The sequence below is a fragment of the Fluviicola sp. genome, assembly GCF_039596355.1.
Lineage (GTDB): Bacteria > Bacteroidota > Bacteroidia > Flavobacteriales_D > Crocinitomicaceae > Fluviicola.
The window spans coordinates 110,775-128,705 of the sequence record NZ_JBCNJW010000008.1; the positions used below are offsets into that span (position 1 = coordinate 110,775).

Below are 17,931 nucleotides of genomic sequence, written 5' to 3' on the forward strand. Positions count from 1 at the left end.
CTTATTGATTTTTGCCGAATACCGGTATGGTGATTTTGACCCGTGTACCAATGGTATTTCCCTCTTCGTCCGTGCGCTTTTCAATGGTAAACTGAAATTCGGACTGGTATTTTTCTTTGAACAAATTCAAGCGTTCCGAGGTAATTTGCGTGCCGTACGATTTGTGTCCGTCTTCCGAATCTCCTGCTTTTGCATCTTCATACCCGTGCCCGTTGTCGCTGATTTCCACGTACAGGATATTATCGGAAATCCCACCGATGTTCAGTTCGATTTCGCCACCTTCCTTCAAGCCCTTAAATCCGTGGATAATGGCATTTTCCACAAAGGGTTGAATCAGCATCGGCGGAATGTATTGCTGTAAATCGGCCACAGAAAGGGCAATATGAAACTCAAAATCGAAGCGGTTTTTGAAGCGCATTTGTTCCAGTTCGAGGTACATCTGCAGGGAATCCAGTTCTCTGCGGATCGTAATTTCGGTTTCCCGCGAATTGGTCAGCGTCATCCGGATCAGTTTCGACAGCTTCAGCAGGTAGCGTTCCGCCAGTTCATTTTCGTTGTATAAAAGAAAACTCTGGATCGAGTTCAGGGCATTGAAAATGAAGTGTGGGTTCATCTGTGCCAAAAGCGCTTTCTGTTCCAGCAATTCCATATTCCGGCGCAGTTTGACGCGGCGCTTGATTACGCGGATGCGGTAGGAAAAAATCCAGATGGCAGTGAGCAGGAAAAGCAGGATCAACAGGAAGTAAAACCAACCGGTATTGTAGAATGGCGGCAGTACTTCGATCGATTTCAGCAGATAAGGCGCGGACCAGGATCCAAATTCATTTTTATAGCGGATTTCAATGTCAAAAAGCCCGTAAGCCGGGTTCAGCAGAACAATTTCACCGTTGTTCCCGCCGATCCATTCCTGGTTGTGTGACAACCGGTATTGGTAGGGCATTTTTCCCTGGGTCTTGTAGTTGTAATTCATCAAACGAATCCGGATTACCTTTTCCGAAGCCTTAAAATGAAGCACCTCGTTTTCAGAATCTATGTGTCTGCCGTTTGAGTACACTTCAGAAACCCGGATCTGTCTCGGAGCATAGCCATTCCCCCAGGTATAGTCCGAATTCACTTTCGACAAGCCTTTTTTGGTTGCCAGGTACACCGTTCCATCGTATTCACAAACATTGTTGACCTCCGAAGAATTCATCCCCTGGTATTTCGTCAGGTTGGCAATCCGAAAAAGGCTTCCGCCCTCGAAAAAGATCCGCGAAACACCTTCGTTGGTACAGACATACAAATACTTGTTCTTGTCGACATAAATGCTATTTACCTGATCATTAATCAACCCGTTCTTTTCATTGAACAGGCGAACGACTTTGTCATTCCGGATGAGATAAACACCTTTTCCGCGCGTTCCTACAATGATCCCCCACTGCTTGTCGTACCACAAATCAGAAACATGGACTCCTGTGAAGATCTTTCCATACGGAAGGAACATTTTTTTTCCTTCATCAAAGCGGTAAAGCCCTTCCAGGTCTCCGATATACAGGTTACGATCTGCTGACACACACACCGACGTGATGATATGTTTCACATGTTGAAAGCATTTCAGGTCGCGCTCACCACTCTTACTAAAGAGGAATGTTTCCTTTCCATGTGCATTGTACACCGCCAGAGCCGGGCCACAGGTAATAACATTTTGATCATCATAAACTGACCAGTTGATCGCAGAAGACCGGAAGCATCTCATCCCGTTAATCTTATAATCCGCGGGCTTACCTTCTGCAGGTGCCGGAATCAATACTTTTTCTCCAATATTGGCAATGCAGCTTCTTGAGTGGGTGACAATATTTAGAAGCTGTTTCTTTGTTTTGAAGTCAAACACACCGTTCAAAGTAGAAACCACGAAGTAGTTTCGGTTGACCATGACCGAATACAAGTTATTTTCCAACTGTTTCTTGGATAGTTCCTGGTTCAAAACATACAAACTTGGCGTATATAAGATCCCATTCTCCAAAGTAGAAAACCAATAACCGCCCTGCCTGTCTCTGAAAACCGATGTCACGGTATAACCTTTCAAATAATGAAGCGGCTTGCTATTAAATCCATGCTTATCTGCCGACCTGTAGTAGTAAACACCGTTCGCACTGCACACCCACAGATCGTTTCCGGTGACGAACAGTCCTACCATATAGCCATGATTCAGATGATTCAGATTGGTTTGCTTATCTACGGAGTAAACGTGTTCATTTAATGATGTGAAAACACTTTTTCCTACCTGAACAACCAGGCTCCTGCCGGCAAAAAAGAGCGAGTCCATTTTTTCCCGGGGAATAAAAGCCTTTTTTCCATCGTATCGAAAATAAGCTCCGTCAATTGGATTTTCTTTCCGGAGGTTGTTTCTGAAATCAAAAGACAAGACCCAATCGTTTTCCACTTTTGTAAAGACAAAACGGTTCTTTCGACTATCTTCGGATTTTTTGCCGTTTTTGTCAATTTTCAGCAGCGGGCATGACTTAATGGAAAAATACAAACAGTCATTCGAGTCCACATACAACCAGGTAAAATTGGTTGATTTACTTCGGATGTATTGATGGATGATCGCATTGTATTTGTAGGGGTAGATTTTTCCGTTTTCGTAATAGCACACCCGGTTATTCATGGTATGAAACCAGATTCTTCCTTTGTAATCTTCGAAGACCCGAAAAACCACATTATCCAGTAACCCTTGCTTTTTGGTGAACAGGGTCATCCGGTAACCGTCATACTTCACCACTCCTCTGTCTGTGCAGAACCACATATATCCTTTCCGGTCCTGGTAGGTGTAATATGTTTCTGAGCTGGGTAGGCCGTCATCCACAGAAATATGCCTGTAGGCCGGATGCCAGTCGTTCTCCTGCGGAAAGGCTACTCCCGTCCCCAAAAGAAACACACAAAACACTATGACGATTTTCTGCAGCAAGGTCTTATTTATGGTTTTAGGAAAAATTTATTCAAAAGTACATTTTTTGGAAGTGTTCACAATATCCCTGTTTTAAATTACCGGAATAACCATCCGAACGATTGTCCCCGTAGCCCTTCCGGTGCTATCTGTCAGTGTTTCGATCTGATACTCAAATGTTCCTCCGTATTTTTGACGGAACAAATCCAGGCGTTCGGACGTGATCTTCGTGCCATGTGATTGGTGTTCTGTTGTTTTTTGATCGATGGTATTCTGATATCCCATGCCGTTGTCGCTGATTTCCACTGACAGAACCTGGTTGGAAATTTTCAGGAACCGGATTGTCAGGAGTCCTCCTTCCTTGAGATTTTTGAACCCGTGAATGATGGAGTTTTCCACGAATGGCTGAATCAGCATCGGTGGAATGCATTTACGCAGTTCTGCACCGGAAAGATGAATATCAAATGCAAAGTCGAAACGGTCTTTGTACCTCATCTTTTCCAATTCGAGGTACTTGTGAAGGACATCAATTTCCCGTTCAATGTTGATTTCGCTTTCACGGGAATTATTCAGCGTCATGCGAATCAGCTGCGATAACTTCAGCAGGTATCTTTCTGCCAGTTCGTTTTCCTGGTACATCAAAAAGCTCTGGATGGAGTTCAGCGCGTTGAATATAAAATGTGGGTTCATCTGTGCCAAAAGTGCCTTTTGTTCCAGTTTCTCAATCTGGCGCTTATAGTCACGCTGTTTATTCAACTGAATGCTTCTGCGGCGGATCAGCAAAAACGCACCGGAAAAACTCATCAATACCAGCAGGATGTAGAACCAAATGGTTTCAATAAAACGCTCCGGTTTCTGAATATTCAAAATACCATAAGGATGCTGCCAGATTCCGTTGTCGCTCATGTATGACAATTCGAGGTGGTATTCTCCCGAAGACAAATCGTAAAAATCAATGCTTCCCGAATTCCCGTAGATCCATTTATCCGCGTCAGACAAGCGGTATTTGTAGTTCTGGTTTCCGAAACTTTTGTAGTTCGTACTCTTCAGTTCGATGTGGATCATTTTCGAGTTGCTCTTCAACAGGAGATTCTGCCCGGTTGTTTTAACTGGCCCCCCGTCTACATTCACATCCCGCACGGAAACCTGCTTCTTGTGTTTGTTCAGCAGGAAGCGCAAATCAGTAGGGAATTTTGACAGTCCCCGCTTCGTTGCCAGGTATACCATATTCCGGCTCAGACAGAGGTTATTTACTTCGTTGGAGATCAATCCGTTTACGCCAAGCACATTGTGAATCTTCACAAATTCCTTATTGAGGAAAATAAGTTTAGACACCCCATTGTTGGAAGTTACCCAGCAAACTCTTCCGCCAGGCTCCACCACAATGGTATTGATCTGATCACTGATCAGTCCGTTTTCGTTCGTGATGTGGTGTGTTACGCGGTTGTTCTTAAACACAATAATCCCGTTTCCTCTCGTCCCGACGATCAAGCCCAATTCTTTGGAATAACGGACGCGGGAAACCCGGTTTTCACGAAGGATTTCCGGGAACATGGAATTGTCCCAGCGGCCATTTTTGAAACAGAACAATCCTTTCGCATTTCCGGCAAAAATCTCTCCTTTATCCGACGAACAAACTGTTTCAAAAAAATGGTGCATGTTCTTTTGATGCCTTTTGTAATCGAAATAATCATACAACGTATCTATTGTCCCGTTTTTGTGAATCCGCGCAATCATGGATGAACAGGCAATGGCACTGGTGTCACCTTCATTGTAGCAATCGTAATAATTGAAGACCAGCCAGTTTTTGTCTTTCATCGACACCGGGCTTTTGTTCTTCGAGATCAGCAGGATATCTGAAAACCGCGTCAGGGAATTACGCGACATTCCATTTGTTTCCAGAATGGGTTTCTGATTATTCAGACGGTACACGCCCAGGTGATTGGAATAGATCAATTCATTATAGGAATCAATAACCACGTGGGAAACGTTCATTTCAATCTGATCATGGAAAACAGGTACGTTTCTCACCACCATGTTCGGAATGTAAATCACTCCTTTATCCAGGGTCGAAAACCAGAGTCCTTTTTCCTGGTCCAAAAAAACGGCGGAAACCCGGTAACCTTTCAAATAGCGGATTCTCGGAGCTTTGGTAAATCCGTAGCGGGGAACATCTTTCAGTTTGTATACTCCTTCGATGGTCGTGATCCACACGTCATTTCCGATCGGAAAATAACCGGTTGTTCCCGGAATCCGGAGCACATCATCCGGGGTTTTCAAATCAAAAAAGCAATCCTGGATTCTGCCGATTTCTACATTCTTTATTTTTTTCAGCTCCATCAGGTAATTCGGCATATACACCTGGTAGACCGTATTATTCGTGACCTTCTTCACCAGTTTCCCATCTTTGCGGATATTCATGATGTAAGAATTGGGAAATACTTCCTGTGTTTTCAACAGGTTAAACGTCGACAGATAGGTTCCGTTCACCAGGTCGAACGTGCAGTAATCATCCTTGTAGACAACAATCTTAGATTTCCCTTTGGCATCAATTTTCAGGATTCCCAGGTTCCCGGAGCCAAAACTCACATTGTCTTCCCGGTCGATGGAAAATGTTTTATGCGGATACAGGTTATTCCCGATATAATCAGCAATTAAATCATTGTATTTGTATTTGATTACCCGGTTGCGGGTATAATCGTAGTAGCTCAACTGGCCTCCGTAACTGACAAACCAGACCCTTCCTTTGTAATCTTCGTAAATCCAGAAAATCACGTTATCCGGAAGCCCGTTTTTCATCGTAAAGGTCTGCAGGTGAAATCCGTCATAACGAACCACTCCCCGGTCGGTACAAAACCAGATATATCCCTGCCGGTCCTGGTGTACAAAATAGGTTTCGGAGCTGGGCAGTCCTTCTTTAATCGAGAACACCTTGTTCAACGGTTCCCAGTTCACATGCTGCGGCTGCGCGGAAGCTACAGTTCCCAAAAGAACTGTCATCATCAACAAAAAAGTCAGCCTGCACCACATCACTTCTACTGCTTTTTTATTTTCGTGAACAAGGCTGCCGGATATTCCACATCCACCAGGAACAATCCTTTTGCCGGAACGGAAAGTTTGGCTTCGCCCCGGTCTTTCATTGCGATGATTTCCGGAAGTTGATTTTCCGCCAGCTTGCCCAATCCCACATCGATCAATGTTCCAACCACCGCCCGCACCATGTTGCGCAAAAAACGGTCTGCCTGGATTTCGAAATACCAGTTTTGATCCGTTTGCCGGATCCAGGAAGCTTTGTAGACCGTACAGATATTCGTTTTCACATCCGTATGCAACTTGGAAAACGACGTGAAATCCTGTGTTCCGATCAACTGCTTCGCGGCACGATTCATTGCTTCGAAATCGCATTCCCGGGGCACATGCCAGCTATCGAGCGCAAAGGGATTTTTTTCCAGGTTTACAAAGTAGTGATAGGTTCGTGATACAGCAGAAAAACGCGCATGAAATTCCCCGCTTACGGGCTGCACGGAAAACACGGAAATATCGTCCGGGAGCATTTTATTCAGCTTGTACATCAGCTGGGCACAGTTTGCTTCCCTTTCCATTTCGAAATGCAGTACATAATACGATGCATGAACTCCGGTATCCGTTCTGCCACATCCCACCACCGAAACCGGCGTATTTCCGGCCAGTTGGGAAAGTCTGCGTTCTATTTCCTCCTGAACGGAAGATGCATTGGGCTGAATCTGCCAGCCGTGGTAATCCGTTCCGCGATAAGCGAGTTCCAAAGCGTATCGAAAGTTCATAAAGCAAAGTTAAACAATCCTTTGGCTTTACGGGTAAAGTTCCTGTTCAGGAAGGCAGTGAAGATTCAAAGGGCTTGTTAGAATTTGAAGAGGCATGTTAAAAGCTAAATACTTAATATTAAAATAATCTATCCCTTATTAATTAATTATTTCGTAACACATCAGTAATTATTAAGGAAACTTACAAGGATAATTTTGTTCAAACTTTAAGAGCAAACGTAATGCAAGTAAGCAAAGGACAAACCATACTTTTGGTGGATGACGAAAAAGATATCCTGGAATTTCTACAGTATAATCTTGAGCGGGAAGGATACAAAGTATTTGTTGCGAATGACGGGCTCGAAGGAGTTGAGATGGCACAGAAAGTTTCACCCGATCTCATCCTGATGGATGTGATGATGCCGCGAATGGACGGGATTGAAGCATGCCAGACAATCCGCCAGGATCTCCAATTAAATTCTCCCCTGATTGCCTTCTTAACTTCTCGTGCGGAAGATTATTCGCAGGTAGCAGGTTTTGAGGCAGGAGCAGATGATTACATCACCAAACCGATCCGGCCGCGTTTACTGGTTTCCAAAGTAGAAGCATTGTTGAGAAGAGCCGGACGTATTCACGGAGCGGAAGCAGAAATCAAAACTTCTTCCATCACTGTGAACCGCGAAAAGTTCCTGGTGTTTATGAATGATGAGGAAATTCAACTTCCTAAAAAAGAATTCGAACTGATCGAACTGCTTGCTTCCAGACCTGGAAAAGTATTCACCCGGGAGCAGATTCTAACGACCGTTTGGGGGGATGAAACCATCGTCGGAGAACGCACCATTGACGTTCATATCAGAAAACTAAGAGAAAAACTAGGAGAATCGTATATTCGTACCATTAAAGGTGTTGGTTATACATTTTCTGAAAAGTGAAAAAATTAAATCCGTTTACCATTGTTCTGCTCGGAAGCGCTATCGTAGCAGCTTCTCTGATCGTTATTCTTTTGGTGATTCATCTTATCTCACCGATCCAGGCAGGACCGTTTGTTGCCATCGTTCTTTTCGGTTCGCTGTCAACGTTTACGACATTTTATTACCTTTTCAGAGAGTTTATCTACAACCGGCTGCGGATTCTTTACCGTTCTATCCGCAAAGGAAAACTGGCACCGCATGAAAAGCTCTATATCAACATGTCGAAAGATGTGATCGGGAATGCCGAGACGGATTCAAAAAAATGGTCTGAGCAGCGCAATTCGGAAATTGCACAACTCCAGGAACAGGACAAGTTCCGCCGGGAATTCATCGGGAACCTGGCACACGAATTGAAAACTCCGGTCTTCTCCATTCAAGGCTACGTTTTGACTTTGCTGGAAGGTGGTTTGGAGGATGAAAAAGTCAACCGGATGTTCCTCGAAAGAGCTTCCAAGGTGATCGACCGCATGACCAATATCCTGAACGATTTGGACGAACTCACCAAACTGGAGGTGAACGACCTGAAGATGGATTTACGCCCGTTCGACCTGAAAGAACTTGCCCGGGAGGTGATGGACAGTTTGGAACTCAGAGCCCAGGAAAAACACATCAAACTGCGTTTTGCGAAAGAATACCACAAGGAAATCATGGTTCTGGCAGACCGGGGAAAAATTGCGCAGGTACTGACCAATCTCATCAGTAACTCCATTTCTTACGGAAACGAAAACGGGGAAACACAAATCCGCTTTTTTGAGGTCGATGATTTGGTCTCCGTAGAAATTTCGGACAACGGCCCGGGAATCGAACCGCATGAATTACCGCGCTTATTTGAGCGTTTCTACCGCGTGGAAAAAAGCCGTAACCGCAATGAAGGCGGATCAGGACTCGGGTTATCGATCGTGAAACACATCCTGGATTCACATAACCAAACAATTTCCGTTCGCAGTACCATCGGTGTGGGAAGTACGTTCACGTTTTCACTGGATAAGTTCGAAGGAACGTCTTCTACCCTGGTGACTTCGCGAGGAATTACGATTAAATAATTGAAAATTGAAAATTGAAAATTGAAAATTGAAAATTGAAAATTATTAATCAATTACAGGAAATTTTCCAATCAACACCTGAAGAACAACTTAATTAGAGAGGCAAGACTTCCGGAACCAGGAGTAGAAAAAAGCGTTGTAGCCTATCAATTGTCTGGGCTCTTCTGTCAGAACGTCTTGACTCTTTCTCAATTTTACATTCTCAATTGAAAAAGGTATTCTTGTTCCAACTGACCGGGCGTCGGGATCAATACCGCTTTCTTTTGCAGGAATTCCAGATCCATCAGGGTTGAATATCCATTTCGGGAAATAAGCATTTCTGCAGAAGCAATTTCCGCATCTGCCTGTTTCCAGTCGGTGATAATCGTGACCTTCTCCGGTACTTCCGAATAGACTTTGGACGTAACTAAAACCAGGTTCTCCGTTCCGTACTGCTCCAAAATCCACTGGAATAATTGCTCCGCATACGGTTCCGGCCCGCTCACAATTCCAACCACTTTTCCCGGGACAACTGAAATCTCCTGTCCGTTAAAACGTGAATAAAACCCAATGTAAGTCGATTTTTCAATTGCATCACTCAGCTTTCCTGCCAGGCGCTTCTCCGCATCATCCATGATCCAAACCTGATCAAACCGTTTCATCCATCTGCGGTGGATGCTTTGCGCCAGCCAGCCGGCTTTGAACGGAAGAGAAACCTGGTGCGTGATGAATACAGATGGTACTTGTTCCGAACGAAATCCGTAACAATGATCCGATAAAACCACTGAAATGTGGTGTTCTGTTACCAACTGCTCTGCATAAACACGCTCGTTTTTAATCCGGCGCAAAAATCCCAGTGCATTTCGACGCATTTCCGAAGTGAAATTGCCGTCACCTTTGAAGCGAAATTGAAATCCTTCATTCTCCAGGTAAGCAGCACGGATTCCGTAGCACTCGAAAACTGCTTTCTGAGCGCCTGTACACCAAATGAACAGTTCGTTTCCCTGTTCTTGCAACTGTTTCAGTAAAGCAACAGACCTGGCCGTATGTCCACTCCCCCAATCGAGGCAGGTAAACAGGATGCGCTCCTGCGACAATTCAGCCGGGGTCATCATTTACTCTCTTCTTTTCAGGTTAATTGGAGCGGCTTTCGATAATACATACGGGAACGTTTCTTCGACAAACGAACTCGGATCCAAACCAAATTCGTTTTTTTCTGACAACGCTCTTCCTTTGATGAAGAAGTATGCATTCATAATGACTTTATTGAACCAGCGCAGTTCGTTGTCGTTCGACAGGAACTTGCGGATTACAATGAATTTGAAGTCTCCGATGTGGTCGCTGTGATGGTACTCACATGCATAGCGCGAACGGATTTCGATCTCGTTGTTTTGAACCAATTCTTCCACAACTTGTTTGAACATGGTGTCCAGTTTCGGTTGAATCCGGAAGCCCAGTTTGAAGTCAATGCGGATCAGGTCGTTTTCATCGTGTTTCGTCACTTTATACTCTTTGGTATAAGGCTCATCCGATGTTTCTACGTGTACAAACCAATAGCGCTCTGCTCTTTTCGGTTGTTGTTCCAGGATCGAATAAAACACTTTTGATTCTACCTCGTCAATACGCTCCGCACTTGTCAGGTAAACCAGGTGCGTTGCATAGGTCGGGATTTGATCATCGACAGACAATTTTTGAAGGATCGGCAGGTAGCTTTTGATCTTCACAAAATCAATGATGCTGTTTCGAATAATTTTACTCTTGTAAATAATGTACATAATCGCAATCAGCAACGTCGCAATCATCAGGGTAATGTAACCTCCTTCCGGGAATTTTTCAACCTGTGCAACAGCAAAACCTCCTTCAATGATGAAGAAAATGGCGATCATGATATAACGGAACACCGGATTCCAGTGTTTCTTAGCCATGTAAAAAATCAACAGGAGTGACGTACTGATCATCGCCAATACGATGGATAATCCGTAGGCGGCTTCCATGTTTTCAGACTTTTTAAAGACCCAGACAACACCCAAACAACCGAACATCAAAAACCAGTTCACCGATGGAATATACAACTGTCCTTTAATATCTGATGGGAAGTTCACTTTCACACGCGGCCAGAGATTCAGGCGGATTGCCTCGTTGATCAACGTAAACGAACCGGAAATCAAAGCCTGGGATGCTACAATGGCGGCGGCTGTTGCAATAATAATTGCCGGCAATTTAAACCATTCCGGTACAATCATATAGAATGGATTCTCTTCGAAAATATATTGATTGGAGTGCTTGCCCAGTAAGTATGCTCCCTGACCAAAATAGTTCAAAATCAGCATCGCTTTCACGAAAATCCAGCTCACACGGATGTTTTCTCTTCCACAGTGTCCCAAATCCGAGTAAAGCGCTTCTGCTCCTGTTGTACATAAGAACACTGCTCCCAATAACCAGAATCCTTTCGGATAGTTCACTAATAAATCGTATGCATAGTACGGATTCAATGCCTTAATCACCGTCGGATCCTTGATGAACCAGGAAAGACCAATGACTCCCAGCATCAAAAACCAGATGGTCATCACCGGCCCGAAGAATCGTCCGATAAACTTGGTACCGAATTGCTGAATAACAAAAATAAGAATGATGATGCCAACTACAATCGGGGTAATCGGAATGTGTTTCATCGACGGAATGTACGAAAGACCTTCAATGGCCGAGGAAACCGAAATCGGTGGCGTAATGATCCCGTCGGCCAGCAAAGCTGCACCTCCAATCATTGCCGGAATAACCAACCATTTTTTCTGCCTGCGTACCAAGGTATAGAGCGAGAAAATTCCACCTTCTCCCTTGTTGTCTGCACGTAACGTGATGATGACATATTTGATCGTCGTTTGTAAAGTCAGTGTCCAAAAGATACAGGATAGTGCGCCTAAAATGAGCTGATCCGTAATGAGTTTCCCACGTTCGATCAAATGACCGCTGGCATCCCGCAAAGGCGCTGCATTGGTGATTGCTTTTAGCACATAAAGTGGTGAGGTCCCGATATCTCCGAAAATAATTCCGACCGTAATAATCAATCCCGCGAAAGAGAGCGCGTGATGATGACTCTTTGACATAACACGTATAAATTAAAGTGTAAATGTACGGATTGCCGGGCTTACTTGTTGCTGCGATTTGAAAAAATTCAACAAAATAGTTTGGAACGGAATCGTTACTTTTGCAGCGATTTATGGGAAAGAATAAACTAAGACGTTTTGCTGAAATGAAATTGTGGGACAATGTGTTTGAGCCCACGCTGGAACCGAACCCGCAGGAAGCATTTCCGCTAAAAGGAAAATGGCATACCGATTACTTTAAAAATGAAAATCCGATTGTCCTGGAACTGGGTTGCGGAAAGGGGGAATATACTGTGGGGCTTGCAAAACACTACCCGGATCGGAATTTCATCGGGGTCGATATCAAAGGTTCGCGCATGTTTGTGGGCGCAAAAGAAGCGCTGGACGAAGGTCTGGATAACGTTGCTTTTCTGCGCACCAAGATTGATTTCATTGATTCGTATTTCGAAGCCGGCGAAGTGGATGAGATCTGGTTGACTTTCTCTGATCCGCAACCCGTAAAACCGCGAAAACGGTTGACCTCGGAACAATTCATTGCGCGTTACAGACGTATTCTGAAACCCGGCGGACTCATTCACATGAAAACGGATTCGGATGTGTTGTTTGAATCAACGGAAGAACAGATTCACGAACACAGTTACCAGGTGGTTGAATTAACCTGGGATTTGTATCATTCCATCCCGGAAGACCTTGATCCGACCATTCGCGAAATCCTGCACATCAAAACGCATTACGAACAGCTGTTCACTGCCAAAGGATCGGTGATTAAGTATTGTTCGTTCCGTATCTCATAAACTCTCCCCTTGAGGGGAGATAAAGAGGGGTGGCGGTATCAACAACCTTTTCCCACCCTCCTTAATCCTCCCTCAAGGGAGGAAATAAAAATCCCTCTTCGAATCATCAAAGAGGGATCAAAAACTTTTCAATTTTTACATTCTCAATTTTCAATTCGTCTAAGCGACTTTCAAACGCGCCACTTTGCTTTTTGAGAATTGTGCTTTGGCATATTCCAGGTCTACTCTGAATTCTTTTTCATCTTTCGAAGGAAGTTCATACATCGCGTCCATCAGGATCGCTTCACAAATGGAACGCAATCCACGTGCTCCCAGTTTGAATTCGATTGCCTTTTCTACGATAAAATCAAGTACATCCGAATCAAATTTCAGGCGGATACCGTCGATTTCAAATAATCGCATGTATTGCTTGATAATTGCGTTTTTAGGCTCTGTAATGATTCTTTTCAGGCTCTTTGCATCCAACGGCTCCAGGTAGGTCAATACCGGGAAACGTCCGATCAATTCCGGGATCAATCCGTATGATTTCACGTCGGAAGGGGTGATGTATTTCAACAAGTGATCTTCGTCTACTTTTTCCAGTTCGTCTGAGGAGAACCCGATCGTTTTGCGGTTCACGCGGTTTGCAATGATACGTTCGATTCCGTCAAATGCTCCTCCACAAACAAAGAGGATGTTTTTCGTATCAATGGAGATCATTTTCTGCTCCGGGTGTTTTCTTCCTCCCTGAGGCGGTACATTCACTGTTGAACCTTCGAGCAATTTCAGCAAAGCCTGCTGTACTCCTTCACCGGAAACATCCCGTGTGATGGAAGGATTATCGCTTTTGCGTGCGATTTTATCAATTTCATCAATGAAAACGATTCCGTGCTGTGCAGCCTGTACGTTGTAATCTGCGGCCTGCAGTAAACGGGAAAGAATGCTTTCCACGTCTTCTCCTACATATCCCGCTTCCGTTAATACCGTTGCATCGGCAATACAGAAAGGAACATTGAGCATTTTAGCGATGGTTTTCGCCAGTAAGGTTTTCCCTGTTCCGGTACGCCCCACCAGGATCACGTTGGATTTTTCAATCTCGACATCTTCGATCTTGTTTTGGTGTAAACGTTTGTAGTGATTGTATACTGCAACAGACAGTGTTTTTTTCGCATCGTCCTGCCCGATGACATATTCATCCAGGCGTTCTTTGATATCTGCCGGCTTCAATACGTTCACCGGAGCTACTTCAGAGGAAACTTTTGTGGATTGATCTTCTTCAATAATTGCTTTTGCCTGCGTGATGCAATGGTCGCAAATATGACCGGACAATCCCGCAATCAGTAAACCAACCTGGCTCCGTGGTCTTCCACAAAATGAGCAAGAAGTTTCTTTTTTTGACATATTCTAGTGTTTATCGACAAAAAAGTCATCTCGGCTGAGCCAAGATGACTTAGATATTATTGTGCAAAGGTAGACTATTTTGGATTGCGAAGCAATACCTCGTCGACCATTCCGTATTCTTTCGCTTCAGCAGCCGTCATCCAGTAATCACGGTCTGAATCTGCCCATACTTTTTCGTATGTTTGTTTCGAATGCGTTGCGATGATATCGTACAACTCTTTCTTCAATTTCTGAATTTCACGAGCTGTGATTTCGATATCGGATGCTTGTCCCTGTGCTCCTCCAAGCGGTTGGTGGATCATTACACGTGCGTGTTTCAAGGCAGAACGTTTTCCTTCTGCTCCTGCACACATCAACACTGCTCCCATAGAAGCTGCCATCCCGGTACAAATGGTTGCAACGTCCGGCTTGATGTACTGCATCGTGTCATAAATTCCCAAACCTGCATAAACGGATCCTCCCGGAGAGTTCAGGTAAATCTGGATGTCTTTTTTCGCGTCTACTGATTCCAAAAACAACAGCTGTGCATTGATGATGTTTGCAACCTGGTCATTGATTCCTGTTCCCAGGAAAATGATGCGGTCCATCATCAGACGTGAGAACACGTCCATTTGTGTCATATTTAGATGACGTTCTTCAATAATATATGGAGTTAATGAAGATTCGACGTAGCTTTCCAGGTGCATACTGGAGATTCCCATATGCTTCGTTGCGTACTTATTAAATTCGTTTTTATCGAACATGATTGATAGATTTTTTACAAGAATTAAAATTAATAGGATTCAGAAGAATTGCTTCTTTTTTTGACAGAAATTAACGAGAATAATTACAACATCCAAACGTTCAAAACTTATCCTTCACGCAAGAACTTTGCGATTGGTTGTTTCCCTTGAAATTCAACTGTTTTTTTCACGGTACCAAATCACATATAACCTTCGTGTAGTTTGCAGTTCATCTTTGAACTAAACGCAAAGATGCAAAGGTCACAAAGGGATCATGATAAACATCTCATACTTACTCGTGCGTAAACTCAATTTCGTAGCTGGTATGCTTCCGCAGATTGATCACCCGTTCATCGTCGAAAATGAGGTATTGTCCTTTGATCCCGGCCAGTTTTCCACTGACTACCGGAACTTTGTCAAATCCCACGCTTTTCACTTTCAGCGGATATTTCGCTACCGGGTAAATCAGTTCGGTAACAGAATCATCCATACTCACAAAATCGCGCAGGTCAAACGGAAGAATGTCTTCTGCCTGTCCCTTTTCTTCGATCAGATCCAGGTCTTCCCGGATTTCATTTTTCAGCATGCGCTGCCAGTTGGTTTTATCGGTCATGACGGATTTCAGCGCTACTTCGATCAATCCAGCTTCATACCGGTTAGCCGTTTCCGCCAGTACAATTGCCTGTGACGCCCCCTGATCGATCCAACGCGTGATTTTTTGTTCGGCACGCGTTACCCCCACTTTTACAGAATCTGAAGCAGCGAGGTACACGATATGAGGCTGGTTGTGGTGTTTTTCTTCCCATTCGATGTTTCTTCCTTCTCCCAAATGCGCGCGGCACAACTCCGGGTTGATGATACACGGCGCAGCCTGCGGAGCTGTTTGGAAACAGTTGAAACAAAATCCTTGTCCGAACGATGTTTTGGTCAGTTTTCCACAGTTTGAACAGATGATTCGTCCAGACCAGCTCAATTGAATTTCCCTCCCGATGAGTTCATTCATCGAAACCAATGCTTCGCGGTCTAAGACCAACTGATATTGAACCGGATTATCAAATGAAACCCGCATTTTATCTAATAATCCTTTCATACGTTCTCCTGTAAGTTTTCGAGTTCTTCTGTTGCTTCGAGCCACAATTCCGAATAATAATCCAGTTTGGATTTGGCTTCTTCAAAGGCTTTCAGCACCGGCGCTGTTTTACTGGAATCGGTGAAATCCATCGTTGACAACTGCTCTTCAAGGTCTTTCACTTCTTTCTCCAGCTCCTGAACACGTTCTTCGTTCTGTTTTACTTTATTCTGAAGCTGATTCTTTTTGCGTTTCAGCTCTTTCCGTTCTTCGTTGGACAGTGCTTTTGACGCTGCTTCTTCGGTCACAACAGGCGCTGCTTTAGCTTCTGATTTTCCGGAATTTGCAGGAACAGCATCGGTTTTTAATTTCCGCTGCAGGTAATCGTACACTCCGAAATGGTGAATTTTCAGGGTTTGGTTTTCGATATCCCAAATCCGGTTGGTCAATCCATCCAGGAATTCCCGGTCGTGCGATACAATCAGGAACGTTCCTTCGTATTGCTGCAACGCTCTTTTCAATACCTGCTTGCTCTGGATATCCAGGTGGTTCGTCGGCTCATCGAGAATCAACACATTCGACGGACTCAACAGCAACTGGCACAAAGCCAAACGTGTTCGTTCTCCGCCGGATAATACCCCTACTTTCTTGTCGATATCTTCTCCCGAGAACAAAAATGCCCCTAAAATGGAACGCAGGTCTTTCCGTACATCTCCGGAAGCCACCTGGTCAACAGTATCGTATACCGACAGGTTTTTATCCAGTCGCTCGGCCTGATCCTGCGCAAAGTAGGTGATTTTGACGTTGTGTCCGAATGCTACTTTTCCTTCAAAATCAATTTCTTTGGTCAAACATTTGAACAAGGTAGACTTTCCGACCCCATTCGGTCCCAAAAGCGCAATTTTTTCTCCCCGTCCGACCGTAATGGAAATATCTTTAAACAAGGTTCTGCTTCCATAGCTTTTCCCCAGGTGTTCCATTTCCAATACCCATTTTCCGGGCTGAACATTCAGGGGGAAGAAAATATTCATCCGTGCCACGGCGTCGCTTTCAATCTCGATGCGTTCCGTGCGATCCAGTTTCTTGATCAACGACTGCGCAAATGCCGCTTTATTTTTTTTAGCCCGGAATTTATCAATCAATTCCTGGGTCTGCTTGATGTCTTTATCCTGCTGTTTTTTCGCTTCGGTTAAACGCTCCAGTTCTTCCGCCCGCAATTCCTTGTATTTGGAATAAGCATATGGAAAGTCCAGGATTTTCCCGATGGAAATTTCCCAGGTTCTGTTGGTCACATTATCCAGGAACAAGCGGTCGTGGGAAATAACGATAACGGCTCCGTCGAACTTGGAAAGGTAGTTTTCCAACCATTGGATCGAAACAATGTCGAGGTGGTTGGTCGGCTCATCCAACAGCAACAAATTCGGACGATTCACCAGGATTTTAGCCAATTCAGCACGCATCTTCCATCCTCCCGAAAAGGATTCCAGCGATTTTGAAAAGTCGTCTTTCTGAAAGCCCAAACCGTCCAAAACCGATGCAATTTTCTCTTCCCACTGAAATCCTTCGTGAATACTGAACAATTCGTTTACCGCATTCAGGTCATTGAGTAATTCCAGGTAAGATTCGGAATCATAGTCTTCCCTCGTCGTGAGTTGTTTATTGATCTCGTCGATTTTCTTTCTCAGGTCGTTTAGCTGCTCATTGGAATAAAACAGGTAATCAAATACGGTTTGTTTCGTGTCAATCACGATATCCTGGGTCAGGAATCCAATCTCCAACCCTTTTTGGCGATGAATCTGACCATCTGTCGGCTTTTCCTTTTGTGCAATGAGCTTCAACAGGGTGGATTTTCCAGCTCCGTTCTTACCAACCAAACCAATTCGGTCTCCCTGGTTCACCTGGGCCGAACAATCTTCAAACAAATAACCTTGGGGGAAATGCACTCCCAACTTTTCCAAAACAAGCATGTGCAAAGGTAAACAAAGCGCTTGTTTTATGATGAATTCGGGGAAATTAAGATTTGGGAGCAGGTTTGGGTTCTTGGTCGGAAATTTTGCATTCCCACACTCCAAAAAGACGAATAGACATCCATCTATTTGCTCAGTCACAGCAAGGGGTTCCGAAAATCCACCCTTCTTTGAATCGACCACCATCTATACAC

The 17,931-nt window shown here is 44.2% G+C and carries 12 protein-coding genes; 3 read left to right on the forward strand and 9 right to left on the reverse strand.

What is annotated here, in order from left to right; translation table 11 throughout:
• Position 1: 1 nt before the first annotated feature.
• The 3 genes from ABDV94_RS14660 to truA form a co-directional block, all read right to left on the reverse strand.
• Complete coding sequence (locus tag ABDV94_RS14660; protein ID WP_343747954.1) at positions 2 to 2,947, reverse strand: histidine kinase; 2,946 nt, start codon at positions 2,945 to 2,947, stop codon at positions 2 to 4.
• Positions 2,948 to 3,019: 72 nt separating this feature from the next.
• Positions 3,020 to 5,929: a histidine kinase gene (locus tag ABDV94_RS14665; RefSeq protein WP_343747955.1), complete on the reverse strand. Its 2,910-nt coding sequence runs from the start codon at positions 5,927 to 5,929 to the stop codon at positions 3,020 to 3,022.
• Between the two features lie 32 nt (positions 5,930 to 5,961).
• Complete coding sequence (gene truA / locus ABDV94_RS14670; RefSeq protein ID WP_343747956.1) at positions 5,962 to 6,729, reverse strand: tRNA pseudouridine(38-40) synthase TruA; 768 nt, start codon at positions 6,727 to 6,729, stop codon at positions 5,962 to 5,964.
• Between the two features lie 221 nt (positions 6,730 to 6,950).
• Between truA and ABDV94_RS14675 the strand changes: the two genes are divergently transcribed.
• The gene (locus ABDV94_RS14675) at positions 6,951 to 7,640 is read left to right on the forward strand and encodes a response regulator transcription factor (RefSeq protein WP_343747957.1); all 690 of its coding nucleotides are present in this window, start codon (positions 6,951 to 6,953) and stop codon (positions 7,638 to 7,640) included.
• Complete coding sequence (locus ABDV94_RS14680) at positions 7,637 to 8,722, forward strand: ATP-binding protein (RefSeq protein WP_343747958.1); 1,086 nt, start codon at positions 7,637 to 7,639, stop codon at positions 8,720 to 8,722. Before ABDV94_RS14675 ends, ABDV94_RS14680 begins: the two co-directional genes overlap by 4 nt.
• A gap of 194 nt (positions 8,723 to 8,916) precedes the next feature.
• On the opposite strand, the gene ABDV94_RS14685 is transcribed toward ABDV94_RS14680, so the two are convergent.
• Together ABDV94_RS14685 and ABDV94_RS14690 are read right to left on the reverse strand one after the other, a co-directional pair.
• Positions 8,917 to 9,816: a glycosyltransferase gene (locus ABDV94_RS14685; RefSeq protein WP_343747959.1), complete on the reverse strand. Its 900-nt coding sequence runs from the start codon at positions 9,814 to 9,816 to the stop codon at positions 8,917 to 8,919.
• The gene (locus ABDV94_RS14690; RefSeq protein ID WP_343747960.1) at positions 9,817 to 11,805 is read right to left on the reverse strand and encodes a KUP/HAK/KT family potassium transporter; all 1,989 of its coding nucleotides are present in this window, start codon (positions 11,803 to 11,805) and stop codon (positions 9,817 to 9,819) included. It lies immediately after the preceding gene.
• A gap of 113 nt (positions 11,806 to 11,918) precedes the next feature.
• Here ABDV94_RS14690 and trmB point away from each other — a divergent pair, with 113 nt between their 5' ends.
• A complete protein-coding gene (gene trmB, locus ABDV94_RS14695) occupies positions 11,919 to 12,599 on the forward strand; it encodes a tRNA (guanosine(46)-N7)-methyltransferase TrmB (protein ID WP_343747961.1) in 681 nt (226 codons plus the stop codon).
• Positions 12,600 to 12,758: 159 nt separating this feature from the next.
• Here the strand turns inward: trmB and clpX are convergent, their stop codons facing one another.
• The 4 genes from clpX to ABDV94_RS14715 all read right to left on the reverse strand — a co-directional run bounded on the left by clpX (position 12,759) and on the right by ABDV94_RS14715 (position 17,713).
• Positions 12,759 to 13,979 carry an ATP-dependent Clp protease ATP-binding subunit ClpX gene (gene clpX / locus ABDV94_RS14700; protein WP_343747962.1) on the reverse strand — a complete coding sequence of 407 codons (1,221 nt, stop codon included), beginning with the start codon at positions 13,977 to 13,979 and terminating at the stop codon, positions 12,759 to 12,761.
• Positions 13,980 to 14,053: 74 nt separating this feature from the next.
• A complete protein-coding gene (clpP, locus tag ABDV94_RS14705) occupies positions 14,054 to 14,722 on the reverse strand; it encodes an ATP-dependent Clp endopeptidase proteolytic subunit ClpP (RefSeq protein WP_343747963.1) in 669 nt (222 codons plus the stop codon).
• A gap of 271 nt (positions 14,723 to 14,993) precedes the next feature.
• A complete protein-coding gene (locus tag ABDV94_RS14710) occupies positions 14,994 to 15,791 on the reverse strand; it encodes a DUF2797 domain-containing protein (RefSeq protein WP_343747964.1) in 798 nt (265 codons plus the stop codon).
• Positions 15,788 to 17,713: an ABC-F family ATP-binding cassette domain-containing protein gene (locus tag ABDV94_RS14715; RefSeq protein ID WP_343747965.1), complete on the reverse strand. Its 1,926-nt coding sequence runs from the start codon at positions 17,711 to 17,713 to the stop codon at positions 15,788 to 15,790. Before ABDV94_RS14715 ends, ABDV94_RS14710 begins: the two co-directional genes overlap by 4 nt.
• Between the last annotated feature and the right edge of the window lie 218 nt (positions 17,714 to 17,931).

Excerpts from the sequence above, each read along its gene's own strand:
- clpP (WP_343747963.1), bottom strand. The coding sequence starts at position 14,722 with ATGTTCGATAAAAACGAATTTAATAAGTACGCAACGAAGCATATGGGA.
- ABDV94_RS14685 (WP_343747959.1), bottom strand. The coding sequence starts at position 9,816 with ATGATGACCCCGGCTGAATTGTCGCAGGAGCGCATCCTGTTTACCTGC.
- ABDV94_RS14675 (WP_343747957.1), top strand. The coding sequence starts at position 6,951 with ATGCAAGTAAGCAAAGGACAAACCATACTTTTGGTGGATGACGAAAAA.
- ABDV94_RS14665 (WP_343747955.1), bottom strand. The coding sequence starts at position 5,929 with ATGATGACAGTTCTTTTGGGAACTGTAGCTTCCGCGCAGCCGCAGCAT.
- truA (WP_343747956.1), bottom strand. The coding sequence starts at position 6,729 with ATGAACTTTCGATACGCTTTGGAACTCGCTTATCGCGGAACGGATTAC.
- ABDV94_RS14710 (WP_343747964.1), bottom strand. The coding sequence starts at position 15,791 with ATGAAAGGATTATTAGATAAAATGCGGGTTTCATTTGATAATCCGGTT.
- clpX (WP_343747962.1), bottom strand. The coding sequence starts at position 13,979 with ATGTCAAAAAAAGAAACTTCTTGCTCATTTTGTGGAAGACCACGGAGC.
- ABDV94_RS14690 (WP_343747960.1), bottom strand. The coding sequence starts at position 11,805 with ATGTCAAAGAGTCATCATCACGCGCTCTCTTTCGCGGGATTGATTATT.
- trmB (WP_343747961.1), top strand. The coding sequence starts at position 11,919 with ATGGGAAAGAATAAACTAAGACGTTTTGCTGAAATGAAATTGTGGGAC.